Annotated in this window: 16 protein-coding genes; 4 read left to right on the top strand and 12 right to left on the bottom strand. The window is 60.0% G+C overall.

All coding sequences use genetic code 11. The annotated features are described in order from the left end of the window. From mreC to D1224_RS13455, 5 genes are all read right to left on the bottom strand, one after another. Positions 1-942, bottom strand: a complete 942-nt coding sequence (mreC, locus tag D1224_RS13475) for a rod shape-determining protein MreC (protein ID WP_119380477.1) — start codon at positions 940-942, stop codon at positions 1-3. 112 nt (positions 943-1,054) lie between these two features. After that, complete coding sequence (locus D1224_RS13470) at positions 1,055-2,095, bottom strand: rod shape-determining protein (RefSeq protein ID WP_119380476.1); 1,041 nt, start codon at positions 2,093-2,095, stop codon at positions 1,055-1,057. Positions 2,096-2,374: 279 nt separating this feature from the next. Continuing rightward, positions 2,375-3,910, bottom strand: coding sequence for a 2-isopropylmalate synthase (locus D1224_RS13465; protein WP_119380475.1), 1,536 nt, complete (start codon positions 3,908-3,910; stop codon positions 2,375-2,377). 160 nt (positions 3,911-4,070) lie between these two features. Continuing rightward, positions 4,071-4,814 (bottom strand): TVP38/TMEM64 family protein, encoded by a 744-nt coding sequence (locus D1224_RS13460; protein ID WP_119380474.1) that lies wholly within the window; start codon positions 4,812-4,814, stop codon positions 4,071-4,073. Positions 4,815-4,879: 65 nt separating this feature from the next. Continuing rightward, positions 4,880-5,701: a class I SAM-dependent methyltransferase gene (locus D1224_RS13455; RefSeq protein WP_182482301.1), complete on the bottom strand. Its 822-nt coding sequence runs from the start codon at positions 5,699-5,701 to the stop codon at positions 4,880-4,882. A 176-nt stretch (positions 5,702-5,877) separates the two neighbouring features. Here D1224_RS13455 and D1224_RS13450 point away from each other — a divergent pair, with 176 nt between their 5' ends. The 4 genes from D1224_RS13450 to D1224_RS13435 all read left to right on the top strand — a co-directional run bounded on the left by D1224_RS13450 (position 5,878) and on the right by D1224_RS13435 (position 9,399). After that, complete coding sequence (locus tag D1224_RS13450) at positions 5,878-6,477, top strand: tetratricopeptide repeat protein (RefSeq protein ID WP_119380472.1); 600 nt, start codon at positions 5,878-5,880, stop codon at positions 6,475-6,477. A 93-nt stretch (positions 6,478-6,570) separates the two neighbouring features. Further along, positions 6,571-7,347 (top strand): GGDEF domain-containing protein, encoded by a 777-nt coding sequence (locus D1224_RS13445; protein ID WP_119380471.1) that lies wholly within the window; start codon positions 6,571-6,573, stop codon positions 7,345-7,347. 65 nt (positions 7,348-7,412) lie between these two features. Continuing rightward, complete coding sequence (locus D1224_RS13440; protein ID WP_119380470.1) at positions 7,413-8,423, top strand: LLM class flavin-dependent oxidoreductase; 1,011 nt, start codon at positions 7,413-7,415, stop codon at positions 8,421-8,423. 55 nt (positions 8,424-8,478) lie between these two features. Next, positions 8,479-9,399, top strand: a complete 921-nt coding sequence (locus D1224_RS13435) for a DMT family transporter (protein ID WP_119380469.1) — start codon at positions 8,479-8,481, stop codon at positions 9,397-9,399. On the opposite strand, the gene eda is transcribed toward D1224_RS13435, so the two are convergent. The 7 genes from eda to ilvC form a co-directional block, all read right to left on the bottom strand. Continuing rightward, a complete protein-coding gene (gene eda, locus D1224_RS13430; RefSeq protein WP_119380468.1) occupies positions 9,400-10,041 on the bottom strand; it encodes a bifunctional 4-hydroxy-2-oxoglutarate aldolase/2-dehydro-3-deoxy-phosphogluconate aldolase in 642 nt (213 codons plus the stop codon). It lies immediately after the preceding gene. After that, positions 10,038-11,018, bottom strand: coding sequence for a glucokinase (locus D1224_RS13425; protein ID WP_182482300.1), 981 nt, complete (start codon positions 11,016-11,018; stop codon positions 10,038-10,040). Before D1224_RS13425 ends, eda begins: the two co-directional genes overlap by 4 nt. Then, positions 11,011-12,855 (bottom strand): phosphogluconate dehydratase, encoded by a 1,845-nt coding sequence (gene edd, locus D1224_RS13420; protein ID WP_119380466.1) that lies wholly within the window; start codon positions 12,853-12,855, stop codon positions 11,011-11,013. The genes D1224_RS13425 and edd overlap by 8 nt, the downstream gene beginning before the upstream one ends. Further along, a complete protein-coding gene (gene zwf / locus D1224_RS13415) occupies positions 12,852-14,321 on the bottom strand; it encodes a glucose-6-phosphate dehydrogenase (protein ID WP_119380465.1) in 1,470 nt (489 codons plus the stop codon). The genes edd and zwf overlap by 4 nt, the downstream gene beginning before the upstream one ends. A gap of 129 nt (positions 14,322-14,450) precedes the next feature. Continuing rightward, positions 14,451-14,873 carry a DUF3617 domain-containing protein gene (locus D1224_RS13410; RefSeq protein ID WP_119380464.1) on the bottom strand — a complete coding sequence of 141 codons (423 nt, stop codon included), beginning with the start codon at positions 14,871-14,873 and terminating at the stop codon, positions 14,451-14,453. A gap of 88 nt (positions 14,874-14,961) precedes the next feature. Further along, positions 14,962-15,231, bottom strand: coding sequence for a hypothetical protein (locus D1224_RS13405; protein ID WP_119380463.1), 270 nt, complete (start codon positions 15,229-15,231; stop codon positions 14,962-14,964). A 2-nt stretch (positions 15,232-15,233) separates the two neighbouring features. After that, positions 15,234-16,253, bottom strand: coding sequence for a ketol-acid reductoisomerase (gene ilvC, locus D1224_RS13400; RefSeq protein ID WP_119380462.1), 1,020 nt, complete (start codon positions 16,251-16,253; stop codon positions 15,234-15,236). Positions 16,254-16,257 lie beyond the last annotated feature (4 nt).

Below are 16,257 nucleotides of genomic sequence, written 5' to 3'. Positions count from 1 at the left end.
TTATCCGCCTCCCGGCGCACCTGCGTCAGGTAGCGCTTCTGACGTAGCCGTCTCAGCAGTCTCGTCGACAGGCGCGCCATCTCCGGCCTCAATTCCAGTGTCGTCCTCAGCGTCTGTCGCGTCAGGCGCTGGATACTCTTCCGGCGGCGGGATCTGCATGCTGGGCATCAGGCGGACAAAGCCGCCCCGGCCCCGGTTCATCCCGAATTCAACCCGTAGCGCGCCGCCGCGCTCAACGACTTCGCCAACAACAATGCCGCGCGGAAAGATGCCGCCCTCACCAGACGTCAGGACTCTCTCACCAAGAATGAAGCTGCCGCGCTCCGGCAGGTCAGTCAGCGTACCAAGATCGTCGCGGTCGCCGAACAGGATGGCGCGCATGCCGCTTGCCTCACCCATGACAGGAACGCGCGAATTGAAGTCTGCGACGAGCAGCACGCGGGAAGACCGCTCGCCAATCTGAACGACACGCCCGACCAGCCCACCTTCGTTTTCCGCATAGGCGCCAGCTTGCACACCCTGAAGCGTGCCGGCGTTGACCAGAATGGCTTCGCGGAAAGGCCCGTTCGTTTCAGATGTGATGCGCGCCGTGACGCCGCGAACGGGCGGTTCGCCCATCACGTTCAGCATGTCTTCATAGGCTTCCAGACGCGCCGCCATCGAGATCGCAACCGAGCGGTAGCGTGTCAGTTCGCGAACTTCTGCTTCAAGTTCGCGGATGCGCTCGTCGCGGGCAGCTTTTCCGGAAATACGGTCCCAGAGGCCGGGTCGCGCAGAACTGGCAAGCTGGTCAGCGGCAACAGTGCGCGCCGGATCAATCCAGGCGCGAAGGCGCGGGGAAGTCTGTGCCAGAAGCACGGCGAACAGCATGACGAGAGCCACAATGAGGGCGTAGCGGCGTACGGGCCGGGCTTTCAGTCTTTTTCCACGCAAACGGGCCATGGTCGTCCCTTATTGCCTCCCCACGGCAGGGCTGATCCTGAAGTGAAGCGCAGCCGTGCGCAACCGGGATTTCAGCGTCGCGGACGAGATCGCGCGCAGGCCGTGAACTGTCCTAGACTTCCGGCGACAGGACGTTGCGCATACGCACGAGATTTTCGAGCACGTAACCACACCCCTGAGCGACGCATTTCAGCGGATCGTCGGCAATCATCACAGGCAGCTTGGCCTGCTCACGGATCACGACGTCAAGATTGCGCAGGAGCGCGCCGCCGCCGGTCAGCACGATGCCGCGATCAACGATGTCAGCAGCCAGCTCTGGCGCCATGGCTTCAAGCGCCAGACGAATGGCGTCGACGATTTCATTGACCGGGTCGGCGAGCGCTTCGGCCATCATGGCCTCGTTCACTTCGACCTCATTCGGGACGCCGTCGATCGTGCCGCGGCCACGAACCGTGACAGTCAGGCCGTCACCACTCTCTGGCGCCTTTGCCGAAGCAATTTCTTTCTTAATCCGCTCGGACGACATCTCGCCGATCATGATCTGCTGGTTCTTGCGCAGATAGGACATGATGGCATGATCCATCTTGTCGCCGCCAACGCGCACAGAACGCGAATAGACGATACCGCCCAGAGAAAGCACCGCGACCTCAGTCGTGCCGCCGCCAATATCCACCACCATGGAGCCGGCTGGCTCCTCAATCGGAAGGCCGGCGCCGATCGCGGCTGCCATCGGCTCTTCGATAAGCTGGACTTCGCGAGCACCAGCGGCCAGCGCAGACTGGTGAATGGCGCGGCGCTCAACATTGGTTGCAGAGCTTGGCACGCAGATAATGATCAGCGGAGAAACGAAGGCCCGGCGATTATGCACTTTACGAATGAAGTGCTTGATCATTTCTTCGGCGACTTCGAAGTCGGCGATGACGCCATCCCGCATCGGGCGGATGGCTTCCATGTTGAGCGGTGTCTTGCCAAGCATCTGCTTGGCCTGATTACCTACCGCGTACACGACCTTGCGGCCGCCCTGGTTCATATAGGCAACGACGGAGGGTTCATCGAGCTTGATGCCCTGACCCTTTACGTAGACGAGCGTATTCGCTGTCCCGAGGTCAATCGCCATATCTGTGGAGAGCATGCCGAGAAGGCTACCGATCATGAGTAAGGTCGCTTCTTTACTATTGGCACAACCAGATTAGCTGCAGTCGTGCGAGAATTTCTTTGCCAGCCCGTATTCCCCATGCAGCGTTATTCCACGGAAAGCAAGTGAGAGGCTGCCCGAAACAGGTACGCCTCGTACACGCCCTGACCTGCCAGACTCCTGAACGTTACAGGCCTGTAAGCGGCTGAAACATTACGGAGAAGTTCGTGTACGCTTCGTACACTTGTCGTCCGCAATGAGCGCCTGCGGCACACCCCCACGGTCCTTCATGTGCAGTCAGGCAGCCCGCCGCTTCAAGCGTCGCGCTTCGAGCTTGTTCAGCGCGTGGATGTAAGCCTTCGCGCTTGCGACCAGCGTGTCCGGATCTGACGCACGCCCGACGGCCATGATGCCTTCGCCATTCAGCCTCACGCTCACTTCGGCCTGGGCATCCGTTCCGCCCGTCACCGCATGAACCTGATAGAGGTCGAGCTTGGCTTCGTGGCTTACGATCTTGCGAATCGTGTTGAACACGGCATCGACGGGACCATTGCCAGTACAGCTCGCTTCCATGAGCTGCCCATCCACGCGCAGTGAAAGATCAGCTTTCTGAGGGCCGACCGATCCGGCAATGACGCGAAGGCTGTCAAAGCCGACCCGTTCGCCCATAGCCGACAGCTGGTCGTCGACTAGCGCCAGTATGTCATCATCGAAGACATGCTTCTTGCGGTCAGCGAGATCCTTGAACCTGCGAAACGCCTCGTTCAAGGAATCCGCATCTAGCTCATAGCCGAGAGAGGCGAGCTTGTCCCGGAAGGCGTTGCGTCCCGATAGCTTGCCCATCACCAGAGATGACTTGGACACACCAACATCCTCCGGCTTCATGATCTCGTAGGTTTCAGTATTCTTCAGCATGCCATCCTGGTGGATGCCACTTTCGTGCGCGAAGGCATTCTTGCCGACGATCGCCTTATTGTACTGCACCGGGAAGCCAGTGATCCGGCTTACCATCTGGCTTGCTCGCGCCAGCCGGGTGGTGTCGATGCCCGTGTCATAGGGCAGCGTATCGCCGCGCACCTTGAACGCCATGACAATCTCTTCCAGCGCGGCATTGCCTGCCCGTTCGCCAAGCCCGTTGATCGTGCATTCAATCTGTCGTGCACCGTTCTGCGCGCCAGCAATCGAATTTGCGACAGCGAGACCGAGATCATTATGACAATGCGTGGACCAGATGACCTTGTCCGAATTCGGGATCGTCTCGCGAAGGGCACGGATCAGGCCGCCATACTCGTCAGGATGGGTATAGCCCACCGTGTCGGGCACGTTGATGGTCGTTGCCCCTGAAGCAATGGCCACATCAATACATTTGCAGAGGAACTCAAACTCTGTGCGGGTCGCGTCCTCAGCTGACCACTCAACGTCTTCGACCAGATTTCGAGCATGGGCGACGGAACGACCAACAGCCTCGAGCACCGCGTTCGGCCCCATCTGCAGCTTATGCTTCATGTGAACAGGGCTGGTTGAGATGAAAGTGTGAATGCGCGGGCGAGCGGCGTGTCGCACGGCCTCACCGCAGCGGTCAATATCTTCCAGCTTCGAGCGCGACAGCCCGGTTATGACCGACGACTTTGACCGCCGCGCAATGTCCCGCACTGCCTCGAAGTCACCTTGGGAGGAGGCGGGGAAACCCGCCTCGATGATATCCACCCCCATCGTCTCAAGAAGGTCGGCAAGCTCCAGCTTCTCATTGTGCGTCATGGATGCGCCGGGCGACTGCTCACCATCACGCATGGTCGTATCAAAAATCAGAATGCGGTCTTTTTCGGAAGTCATGGTCAGGCCTGAGGATCTCTAAGAAGTGTCAGCGAAAGGGCGTTTAAGTCGATCCCCTGACCAGGCGCAGAACCATCAGAGTCCAGCGGCCACCAGCCAGGGGCTGCTAAGTAGGAGGCCCGTTAGTCCCTCAAGAGGCAAATTCTTGCGCATGAGTGACCTAATCCGGCTTTTCGCTTGCCCTGTCAACCGGCCTGATAGGCATTGGCGAAATGATCTTGCCCGACCCCTGCCGGTGACGGACATAGAGCCAGAGGCCACCGAAAATGATGGCCGCCAGAACCGCCAAGGTCACAGCGATGACCGGCGAACCGGTGATGGCTGATATCAGGCTCTGTCCTGCGAAGGTCACAAGCAAGATTTTTGGGAGTGAGCCAATCGCCATGCCGCCCAGGAATGCGAGATAGTTTGCGCGGAGTGCGCCGAACGCCATGTTGACGATCAGGAACGGCCCCGTCGGAACGTTACGTACGATCATGCTCGCTGCGAACGCATTGCGGCTCACAAACTCGGTGAAGCGGGCAGCACGGCGACCGGAGAAGCGCGCCACGGCCGCCTCTCCACTGAACCGGCCAAGCCAGAAAGTCACCGTACCGGAAACCATTGTCGCTACCCAGGAATAGAACGCGCCATTTACGGGACCGAAGGCGACAACGGCCGCCCCGATCAATCCGAACTGCGGCAGCCCTACAAAGGCAGCGCCGGTGAAGAGCACGATAACCGCCGGTAGTGCCCATGGCGTATCGGCCATTTCCTGCATTTGGGCGATGAAAGCTTCAAGCGAGCCAAGCACACCCGTCTTCCCAAGCAGGAAAAGGGTGATAACGGTGGCCCCCAGCCCGAGGCCGAGCCAAAGAGCCTTGCGCGAACGCGCAGCGGGAATACGGTCGCTCGGGGTCGTCATAACCGCCTCCCTGTCCTTCAGCGGCTAGCTGCGGTCAAGCGATCCTCGCAGAACGGTCTGCAGCCTTATTGCGGCGCGCCCATCGGCTTTTCGAACTTCATGAGGAACTGATCAGTACGGCCCCGCACGGACTCATCGAAAACGTTCGCAGTCAGGTCGTCACCCGGATTGTCGAGCAGGTCGCTTTCAGCAACGAGCACGAAGCCTGCTTCCCGCCCGAGGTCGCGAACAATCTGCGGATCGATACGATGGGTTTCGCCGCCGATTGTCGCTGGCGCACCGTCCGGCCCGGTATGATCAAGCACGACAAAACTGCCACCCGGCTTCAGGACGCGAAAGATTTCGGGAAACGAGTCGTCGGGATTAGAGACGAGTGGCTCGCCATTTTCCGGCGTATACCATAGCTCATGCGGCCCCTGGAACCAGGTCACCACGTCGATGCTCTCATCCTCCAGCGGGAAACTGTCGAAATCAGTGCGCAGATATTCGACATTATCAAGGCCATCCATTCGGATCTCTGCCGCATCACCGAGAAAGCCATCGAACGCGGCAGGATTCTGCATGTAGAGCGTCGTCTCTTCGTTCAGGTATCGCGACAGGATTTCGGTAAAATAGCCACCACCCGCTTCAAGTTCGAGAACCGTCTCATTCGGAAGGAGACCCGCAAACTCGATGACACCGGCCGGACGGCGTAACTCGTCGCGTTCAACGTCGGTTTCCGGCCGTTCGCTGCTTGCAATTGCGTTTTGAAGTCGCGCTTCATCTACACCCGGCGATGTCATCATTGGCGGAAGCGGCGCTTCAGCAGGCGGCAGATCATCACCGCCCTGTGTTGCGCAGGCGCTTGCCAAAAGAAGTGCGCTCAGTCCTGTCAGACGCTTGATCATACTCGAGTCCTCCCTCGCAAGGCGATACACCTTCACGACCGGAATAAGCGGTTCGCGAGTCCCAGACAATGAAAAACCGAATCCTTGCCAGTTGCAGTCGCCGACAGGAAACCGCCACATTCCTCGCGTGATGTGAGAAGGTGACAGGATTAGAAATTTTCTGCGAGGTCCCCAAGATGAAAGCCACAAGTCTGTTTTTCGCCGGACTGGTCAGCGTTTCCGCATTGACGATTGCGCCCTCAGCTTCAGCGCAATTTGGGCCGGAGCGCATCGCGAAGCCGGATGCCGATGAGCTTTATGCGGACCGCGCCATGCAGAAAGGCTGGTATGACGACGCCTTGGAGCGCTATTCCGAAGCCTGCGCGGACAAGAGCCAGCAGCGCGAAGTCTGGTCTCGAAATTGCCGGAAGGCCGGCCATATCTACCGCCGCGGTCTCGGCATCGAACAGGATTACGAACGCGCACGCGAACTCTACGACACGTCCTGTTTTGATGGGCGTGACGCCGATAGCTGCCTCGAACAGGCGCATGTCAGCTTCACCGGCAATGACGGGAATCAGGACTATGAGTATGCGCGCCGTCTCTATAAGCGTGCCTGCGACCTCGGCAATCAGACAGGCTGCGGGGGTTATGGTTCGATGGTCTATCGCGGCCAAGGCGGGATGATGAACCGCGACGAAGGCAAGGATTACATCCAGCGTGCCTGCGAAACTGGCGATACCTGGTCTTGCGAGCGGGCACGCGGTTATGGGTTCCCGGACCGGCGCGGTCTTTAATACGCCCGACAAATCGTCCTCAACCCAAGGATAGATAAAATTTGAAACTTGCGATTACAGCAATGTTTTCTTTCGGCTGCTATTTAAGCCGGCATGACACAAGGCTACCGACTCCTTGAAGCCGATAATGGCGCTGTTACACGAGCACTGATTTTCTTCGGGTTCGTGATTGCCGCCGCGCTGTCGCTGTCAGTTCTCTTTGCTGTCCTCGTGATCAATTTCTTTGGGGTCCCGGCTGGAAATTATGACTTCATGTTGATGACAGTCGTCATCGCCGCCTGCGTTGCGAGCCCCATGGCAGGCCTTGCGGCACAAAACCAGTACCGCGTTGACCGTTACCAGACGACGCTGGAAGCCATGGCCTCGACGGACCCGCTGACCGGCCTTCTTAATCGCCGCTCCTTCAAGACGCTTGCCGAAGAAGAGCTGGCGCGCATGGAGCGTACCAGGAACAGTGTCTATGTCGCTCTCTTCGACCTCGATCACTTCAAGCGCGTCAACGACACGTATGGCCACGCGTTCGGGGATCGTGTCCTCGTTTCCATTGCCAATCTCAGCCACGCGGCCCTGCGCGGTCCGTTTGACCGACTGGGGCGCTGGGGCGGCGAGGAATTCATCATTCTCCTCAGCGAAGTGAACCAGCAGCAGGCTGAAGCGGTGTGCGAACGCCTGCGCAAGCGTATCGCTGGCACCGAACTCAGCATCAGCGGAAAGACGACGCGCGTCTCGGCAAGCTTCGGCCTTGCCAAGCTACGCCCCGAAGATGGCCTGGCCGCCTGTATCGAGAAAGCCGACAGCTATCTTTACGAAGCCAAGAATGGCGGACGCAATTGCGTACGCAGCGAGCCCCGGATTCGAAGCGCCGCCTAAAGCAGGCGCTACTTGCCCCTTCCACCTATTGAGAAGCGTCCTGCCGGCTCATACATTGAGTGGCGATGATACCATTTTCAGTTCTCGACCTCGCCCCGATCGTTGAAGGCAGCAATCCGCAGGACGCCCTTGCTCGCGCCCGACGGCTTGCTACCCATGCGGACCGCCTTGGCTATAATCGCTACTGGCTGGCCGAACATCACAACATGCCCGGTATTGCGAGCGCGGCGACGGCTGTGATGATCGCCCATGCTGGTCAGGACACGCAGAACATCCGCCTTGGCGCAGGTGGTATCATGCTGCCAAACCACGCGCCGATCATGGTGGCCGAACAGTTCGGGACCCTTGAGGCGATCTATCCCGGCCGCATCGATCTTGGGCTTGGCCGCGCGCCGGGCGGCGACCAGCTTGTTTCCCAGGCCTTGCGCCGGACCATGGTTGGCGGAGAAGACCGCTTCCCAAAGGAAGTCATGGAACTGCAGGCATTCCTTGGCCCCGTTCAGGATGGCCAGCGCGTCCAGGCCGTTCCGGGTGGCAACACGAACATTCCGCTCTGGATTCTCGGCTCTTCGACCTTTGGCGCGCAGCTGGCGGCCTATCTGGGCCTGCCTTATGCTTTCGCCTCTCACTTTGCGCCGCAGCAGATGAAACAGGCCGTCTCCATCTATCGCGAGACCTTCCAGCCTTCAGCACAGCTGAAGAAGCCCTACGTCATGCTGGGCTACAACATGATCGCAGCTGACAGTGATGAAGAGGCCGACCGGCTGGCCTCATCGCTGCGCCGGACATTCGTTAATCTTCGCCGTGGTACGCCAACGCGCCTGGCCCCACCCGACCCATCGTTCGATGCCGAAATCCAACCGCATGAACGAACCATGCTGGAGGCTACGCTCGCCTGCACGGCGATCGGTTCGCCGAAGACTATCAGTGAAAAGGTCGAAGCGTTCCTGGCCGATACGGGTGCAGATGAGCTGATCCTGTCGGCGCATATCTTCGATGAGCAAGCGCGGCTTCGCTCATACGAGATCGCCGCCGAGGTTCGTGAAAGCCTCAGAAAACCGGAAGCCGCCGAATAGGGTTCGCTAAAGATTCACTGGCGGGAAAAGCGCTGGCGCGTTAGACCGCGCGCCCATGCTCAAGTCCCGCCTTCTTGCCATGCCTGTGCTGATTGCCGTCTTCGCAATTGCGATGGGCGCGGTCATCGACGCTCTGGTTAAAGGCGTTGCGCCTGGCGCTGGCCTGCATCACCTGCTGGCCTGGCGCTTTTTTTTTGGCGGCATGATCGCTGGCGCCGTATTTCTCGCGAAGAAACGCCCCCGCCCTTCGAACGAGGCGATACGCTTCCATACCATGCGCGGACTGTTGCAGTTGTTCTGCGCCTTCACTTTCTTCTATGCCCTGACGCAATTGCGGCTCGCCGAAGCAACCGCGCTTGGCTTTACCGCAGCGCTCATGGTTGCGCCGGTTGCCCGCATAGTAATTGGCGAGCGACTGAGTGCCGTCGCCGTACTGGCCGCGCTGATCGGGTTTGGCGGCGTGGCCCTCGCCGTTTTCGGCTCCAGTCCTGATGGCAGCGCCTCCCCCGGTGAGCGCACCCTCGGCTATGTAGCGCTTTTCAGCTCCACCATCGGCTACGCGTTCGTTCTCGTTTTTCTTCGCATGAGAGCCCGCCACGAAGATGCGACCACAATCGCCCTCTTTACCAATATCGTGCCTGCAATTGCGCTCCTTCCGGTCACGCTGGGACTATTCGGCTGGCCATCGCTCTCTGACATCCCGTTTTTCCTGTTGCTCGGCCTGCTTGGCTATTCCGTCTGGTACCTGATGACGCTCGCTTATGCTCAGGCAGAGGCACAGGTTCTTGCGCCACTGGAGTACACGGCCCTCGTCTGGAGTGCCCTGCTCGGGCTTTTCTTCTTTGATGAATGGCCGGGCCCCGCGCTCTGGTTGGGCGCGGTCATCATCATCGCCAGCTGTCTTCTGGTCGCCTTCGAAAGCCGCTTCCGGACGCGCCGGGCCGCGAGGATGCCAGCCAGCGATCTTCCCGAATAATCAGCCGCGACGGCCAAGCTTTACAGCGGCCGCAGACTTGTCGGCGATGGCCTGCCAGTCGCCCGCCGCCATTTCCTCTGCGGTAGCGATCCACGATCCGCCGACGGCGATTACATTAGGCAAAGCGAGATAATCAGCAGCGTTCTCCGGCGTCACACCGCCGGTCGGCATGAAGTCCACATGAGGCAATGGCGCAGACAGTGCCTTCAGGAACTTTGCTCCGCCTGCGGCCTCTGCCGGAAAGAATTTGACAACTCCATAGCCTTCATCAAAGCGGGCCATAGCCTCGCTCGCCGTCGATACGCCGGGCAGGATGACACCATCATGACTTGAGAGCGCCTCAAGCAGCAGCGGCGATGTGCCGGGCGTCACAAGAAAATCTGCGCCGGCCTTCAGCGAAGCATCGACATCGCCCTCAGAGATGATCGTGCCAGCTCCTACGAGCAGCTTGTCGTCGACCTGCGACATACGCCGAATGACGTCCAGAGCGGCAGGCGTGCGAAGTGTTACTTCGACCGAGGACAGACCGCCGCGCAGAAGCGCCTCTGCAAGAGGCTCTGCATGATCAGCCTCATGCACGGTGAGCACCGGAACGATCGGAGCCTTGTCTATGGCGGCGCGAAAGGCGGTCATGGTTTTCATCGCACGGGCACCTTGTCATATTCCAATGCAGCCGCACCGATGAGTGCAGCCTCACCCGCCATCAGGATGCGGATGGGAATGGGTTGCATATAATCGCTCATTGGCCCGCGTTGCAAAAATCGGTCAATGGCCTCTGGCGCAGCAATCCAGTCCGCGAGCTCTTCTGCCACACCACCGGTCACGACCACGCCGCCCCGGGCGCCGTTCATCAGCGCCGCATCGCCCAGCGCGTACAGTGTTCCTCGCGCCTTGATCTCACAGATGTCCCGGCAGATCGGATCACCCTGCCGGGCCAGATCTTCAACCTTCGCAGGGTGGGTCTTCTCCCATACGACACCGTCGATGTCGCAAAGCGCCTTGTGAACCGCATCGAAGCCCGAGCCTGACAGGACAAGCTCTCGCGATACGTAAGAATGGGTCTCGCGCAACTTCTCCGCCAGTGCCCATTCACGCGGTGTCGACGGGGCAAACGCAGCATGCCCGCCCTCGCCGGTCAGAACACGCCAACCTGTTGCACCGACAGGTATAAGCGTTGCCATACCGAGGCCCGTGCCCGGACCTGAAACGAGAATTGGGTGGCGCACCGAATGGTCCGGCCTACCCTCTCTGACAAGGCGGAAGGCATCTTCAGGAAGCTCGGGTATAGCCCGGGCCATGGCGGCATAGTCATTCACGAGCCGCACCGAAGCGAGGCCGCAGTTCTCCTGCAGACGCTGTGTATCGACGATCCAGTCGCGATTGGTGAGTTTGACCCTGCCCTTCTGGACCGGCCCTGCCAGCGCAATGAGCGCCCGTCGCGGCGCGTTCTTGCCCAACTTGTTCAGATAGGCGCTGAGCGCGTCATCGAACTCAGCGAAATCGTCGCCGGGCATGACCGAGATATCAGAGATGAGCGGCTTACCGGCAAAGCCCTGACTGGCGACCGCAAACCTGACATTGGTGCCGCCAATATCGCCTACCAGAACTGGATCAGCCATGTTCGCTTCCCGGCAGGGGCAGGAAGAATTCGAACAGGCTGCCGCCCGTGTCCGGGCGACTGGCATTGCTACGGAAGGCGCCGAACAATTCGCGGCCAAGGCCCTGCCCCTGAATGTTCGGGCGGTATTGCGCTGGCTCTCTCGCCTCGAATACAGAGGGATCACAGTCGATGTCGAGCTCGCCGGTTTCAGCGTTGAGCCGGATCATGTCGCCATCCTGCACGCAGGCGAGCGGGCCGCCGCGCGCGGCTTCTGGGCTCACATGGATTGCAGCCGGAATCTTGCCGCTCGCGCCGGACATGCGCCCATCGGTGACGAGCGCCACTCTGAAGCCCTTGTCCTGCAGCGCGCCAAGCGCTGGCGAGAGTGCATGTAGCTCCGGCATGCCATTGGCGGCTGGCCCCTGAAAGCGGACGACCGCCACAAAATCCTTGTCGAGTTCGCCTGCCTTGAACGCATCCTTGAGCGCTTCCTGATCATCGAAGACGCGTGCGGGCGCTTCAATAATGCGCCGGTCTTCCTTCACGGATGAGACCTTGATAACGCCTCGGCCAAGCGGCCCATTCAACATGCGCAGGCCGCCTTCCTTCTGGAAGGGGTCGCTCGCCGGGCGCACGATGTCGGTATCGCCGCTGGTCTCGGCTGCGTCCCTGAAGGCAACTTCACCATCGTTCAACCACGGCTCCTTCGCATGGTCTGTGATCGATCCCATGATGCCGCGCGCCTCACCATTCAGGAGGCCCGCCTGCAGCAGCTCACGCATGACGAAGCTCATGCCGCCAGCGGCCTGGAAGTGGTTCACATCGGCCGGGCCGTTTGGATAGATGCGGCAGAGAAGCGGCGTGATCTCGCTTACATCGGCGAAATCCTCAAGCTCGACCTGGTAGCCGCTCGCCGCCGCCATGGCCGGGATATGCAGTGCGTGATTGGTCGACCCACCGGTCGCCATCAAGCCAACCATTGCGTTCACCCAGCTACGCGCATCGATCATCTCGCCCATTGGCGTGTAGTCGCGCTTCACCGTCAGCTCCACGACTCGGCTGACAGCAGCCCGGGTCAGGGCTTCGCGAAGCGGCGTGCCGGGGTTTTCGAAAGCGGCGCCCGGGATGTGAAGCCCCATCACCTCCATCAGCATCTGGTTGGAATTGGCGGTGCCATAGAAGGTGCAGGTTCCGGGGCTGTGATAGCTTTCAGCTTCGGCCTTCAGCAGCGCGTCGCGGTCGACATTGCCAAGGGCATATTCCTGCCGGATGCGCTGTTTTTCAGGGTTTGGGAGGCCAGACGGCATCGGCCCGCCCGGCACGAATATATGCGGCAGCCAGCCAAACCGCAGCGCCGCAATCATAAGCCCGGGCACGATCTTGTCGCAGATCCCAAGATGCAGCGCGCCATCGAACATATCGTGGCTGAGCGAGACCGCAGAGGCGAGCGCGATGACGTCGCGCGAAAAGAGCGACAACTCCATGCCTTGCTGGCCCTGGGTGACGCCGTCGCACATGGCCGGTACGCCGCCGGCAACTTGCGCCGTGGCATTCACCTTGCGGGCCGCGTCGCGGATGATTTGCGGGTAGTCCTCATACGGCGCATGGGCCGACAGCATGTCGTTATAGGCAGTGATGACGCCGATATTGGGCCAGTTCGCGCCTAGCAGCTGGGTCTTGTCCATGACCGCGCAGCCAGCCGACGCGTGCGCCAGATTGCCATCGGCGAGCTTCTGGCGAGCGAACCCGTCAGGCTTGCGGCCACGGATCAGTTCCAGATAGGTGGCGCGCGTTTCAGCCGAGCGCTTTTCGATCCGCTCTGTCACTTCCTGAATTCTAGGGTGCAGGGTCGTCATTTGCCATTACTCCACCAGTCTCGCCCGTCCTGACGCAACAGCATGCGCGCCTCCACGGGGCCATCTTCCAGCCCGGCTGCGTAGGTATGGACAGGTGTATTCGCAGCTGCCCAACCTTCGAGCAGACCATCGACCCACTCCCAGGCCTCTTCGACCTCCTCGCGCCGCATGAATAGAGCGAGATTGCCGCGCACCACATCCATGAGCAGGCGCTCATAGGCATCCGGGTACCGCAACTGAAACGATTCCGCATAAGAGAGGTTCAGCGGCAATGACTGCACGCGAAGGCCGCCGGGGCCCGGCTCCTTGATCTGAACGTATAGCTGCACGCCTTCATCGGGCTGCAGGCGGATGATCAGCCGGTTGGATTGGGCCTGATCCTCGCCGAACATGGCGTGCGGCGCCTCACGAAACTGGACCACGATTTCGGAGTGGCGCGTGCGCATCCGCTTGCCTGTACGCAGGTAGAACGGCACCCGCGCCCAGCGCCAGTTATCGACCCACGCCTTAATGGCCACGAAAGTTTCGGTGTCGCTTTCATCACCTTCAAGCTCTTCGAGGTAGCCCTTTACCTGCTCGCCATCGACTGTACCGGCCTCGTACTGCGCACGCACCGTGTCTGCACCGACATATTTGGACTCGATCGGCCTTAGCGCGTTCAGCACCTTGATCTTCTCGGTCCGAATCTCGTCTGCCTCAATGGAATTGGGCGGCTCCATTGCGATGAGGCAGAGAAGCTGCAGCAAATGGTTCTGCAACATGTCGCGCACGGCGCCTGCGCTATCATAATAGCCTGCTCGGTCGCCGACACCCACGCTTTCGGAAACGGTGATCTGGATATGATCGATGGCGGTCCGGTTCCAGAGTGGTTCGAACAGGGTATTTCCGAAACGCAGGACCAGAAGATTCTGCACCGTCTCTTTTCCGAGATAGTGGTCAATGCGGTAGATATGGTCCTCGGCAAACACCGCCCCGACACCGCTATTGATCGCTTTCGCAGAATTGAGATCTGTCCCGATCGGCTTTTCCAGAACGACGCGCGCATCGCCCCCCGCAAGACCCGCAGCCCCGATCGCTTCACAGATCGGCACGTAGATTTTTGGCGTCACGGCGAGATAGAAAATGGCGGGCCTGTCATCGCCGCCCAGGCGCTCTTTCAGGCCTGACCAGTCCGCGTCGGGGTCGGTCGCGTCCATTGTTGCGAAGGAGAGCAGCTTCTCGAACTTCGCCCAGCAATCCTTTTCGATGCTGTCCTTTGTATGGGCTTCGCAGGCTTCGAAGGCGAAAGCGCGAAACGCTTCGTCCGTCATGTCGGTGCGCGAGACGCCGACAATCCGCGAATCCTCGGGGATCTGCCCATCGGCATAGCGGTGATAGAGCGCCGGCAGAAGCTTGCGCTGGCTAAGGTCGCCCGTGCCGCCGAAAATGACGAGATCGAACGTTCCGACAGGAATAAATTTGGCCATCTTCGACACGTTCTAGGCGGGCAAGCGACGCTGTCAAAGGTAGACGAGCGAGAAAGTTCAATAATCTTTCCCCAAGGGTATCCTTAGGCCAGATTGCACGCAGAGGCGCCCAATCCTGCATCGGCAGAACTAACAGGTGGTGGAGACGCGTTCGGCCGTTGCCGTCAGCATCACGGGGACATTCTCGCTGGCAGTGCCGGTCCATCCGGTGGCGTTCAGAATGGCGGTATCCCCGCCGACCTGCAGCCTGCCGTCAAGCTCGCCATCCGGTCCGCCGGAACACTGCAGCTTGAAATCATAACCGTCAGCCGTCGTTTCGCTGTCGGTAACGCGGCAACGAGAATTGATATCATTGAAGAGCTGGTCGAACGAACTTTGAGACATGTCAGGCCCGACGCAATACTGTCCGCGGTCGCCTGCCGGGATAGGCCCAATCATGTAACGCGCCTGATAGGACCAGAGGCCTTCGGCCACATTTGACTGGGCAAATGCAGGGCCGCTCGCCACAGTAGTGAATGAAGCAAGTGCCAGGAGAGAGATGCGAATTGCCATGAAAGCCTTTCAGCAGCGTCAGATTTGTACGCGCTGAAGATGCGCCTGCCCGTGCCGGGCGGCAAGATAAAGTGATTTAATCTAGTGTTCAGCCATCATTCAGGGCTGGCTCGAAGCCGAAAACAAAGTCGATGACTTTTGCGGCGGGCGTCTCACACGGCTTCAGCCGGGGCTCGCCAGCGACGCAATAGAGGTTGAAGCTAACATGGTCATCACTGCCAAGCGCTTCGCCGTAGAGTTTCGCCCGTCGGCCATCGCCGGACCGCTCGACCGTAACGCCCCAACTGCCCCCACAATAACTGCCACGGCTATAACCAGTGGGCAGTTTTGCGAGGGCGGTCAGGAATTGCTCACTCAAACCTAGTTGCGCGACTTGTCGACCAGCCGGTCATTCTGCGCCCAGTGCATCATACCGCGCAGTTTCTCGCCGACTTCCTCAATGAGGTGGTCGTTCATGCGGGCGCGTTTGGCGTGGAAGCCAGGCGCGCCAGCCTGGTTCTCGAGCACCCAGTTACGCGCGAATGTGCCGTCCTGGATGTCGGTCAGGATCTTCTTCATCTCCGCCTTCGTCTCAGAATTCACGACACGTGGGCCAGACACATACTCGCCATATTCAGCAGTGTTGGAGATCGAGTAGTTCATGTTGGCGATGCCGCCCTCATAGATGAGATCGACGATCAGCTTCGTCTCATGAAGGCACTCAAAGTAGGCCATTTCCGGCGCGTAGCCTGCCTCGACGAGGGTTTCAAAGCCTGCCTTGATCAGCTCGACAATACCGCCGCAGAGCACCGCTTGCTCACCGAAGAGATCGGTCTCGGTCTCTTCGCGGAAGCTGGTCTCGATGACGCCGGCGCGGGTGTTACCGATGGCCTTGGAATAGGAGAGCGCAACGTCCTTTGCGGTGCCGGTCGCGTCCTGATGGATCGCAATCAGGCCCGGCAGGCCAAAGCCACGCTGATACTGGTCACGCAGCGTGTGGCCAGGGCCTTTCGGCGCAGACAGCGAGATGTCGACATTCGCGGACGGGCGGATGAGGTTGTAGTGAATGTTGAAGCCGTGGCCGAACATGATGTGCTGGCCGTCGCGGACGTGCGGCTCGATCTCGTTTGCCCAGAGCACGGCCTGCTTCTCATCCGGGATGAGGATCATCACGACATCGGCCCATTTGGTTGCCTCTGCCGGGGTCATCACTTTCAGGCCCTCAGCTTCAGCCTTCGTGCGGCTGGCGGAGCCTTCCTGAAGACCGACGACGATGTCAGCGACGCCGCTATCGCGCGCGTTCAGCGCATGGGCGTGGCCCTGGCTGCCATAACCAATGACGGCGACTTTCTTCTTGGTGATGAGGCCGAGATCGGCGTCCTGCTCGTAATAGACTTTCACTGTA

The sequence above is a fragment of the Henriciella barbarensis genome (assembly GCF_003576345.1).
In the GTDB taxonomy this organism is placed as follows: Bacteria; Pseudomonadota; Alphaproteobacteria; order Caulobacterales; family Hyphomonadaceae; genus Henriciella; species Henriciella barbarensis.
Note: the sequence above shows the minus strand (reverse complement) of the source record. Positions and strands in the feature narration are given on the sequence as shown.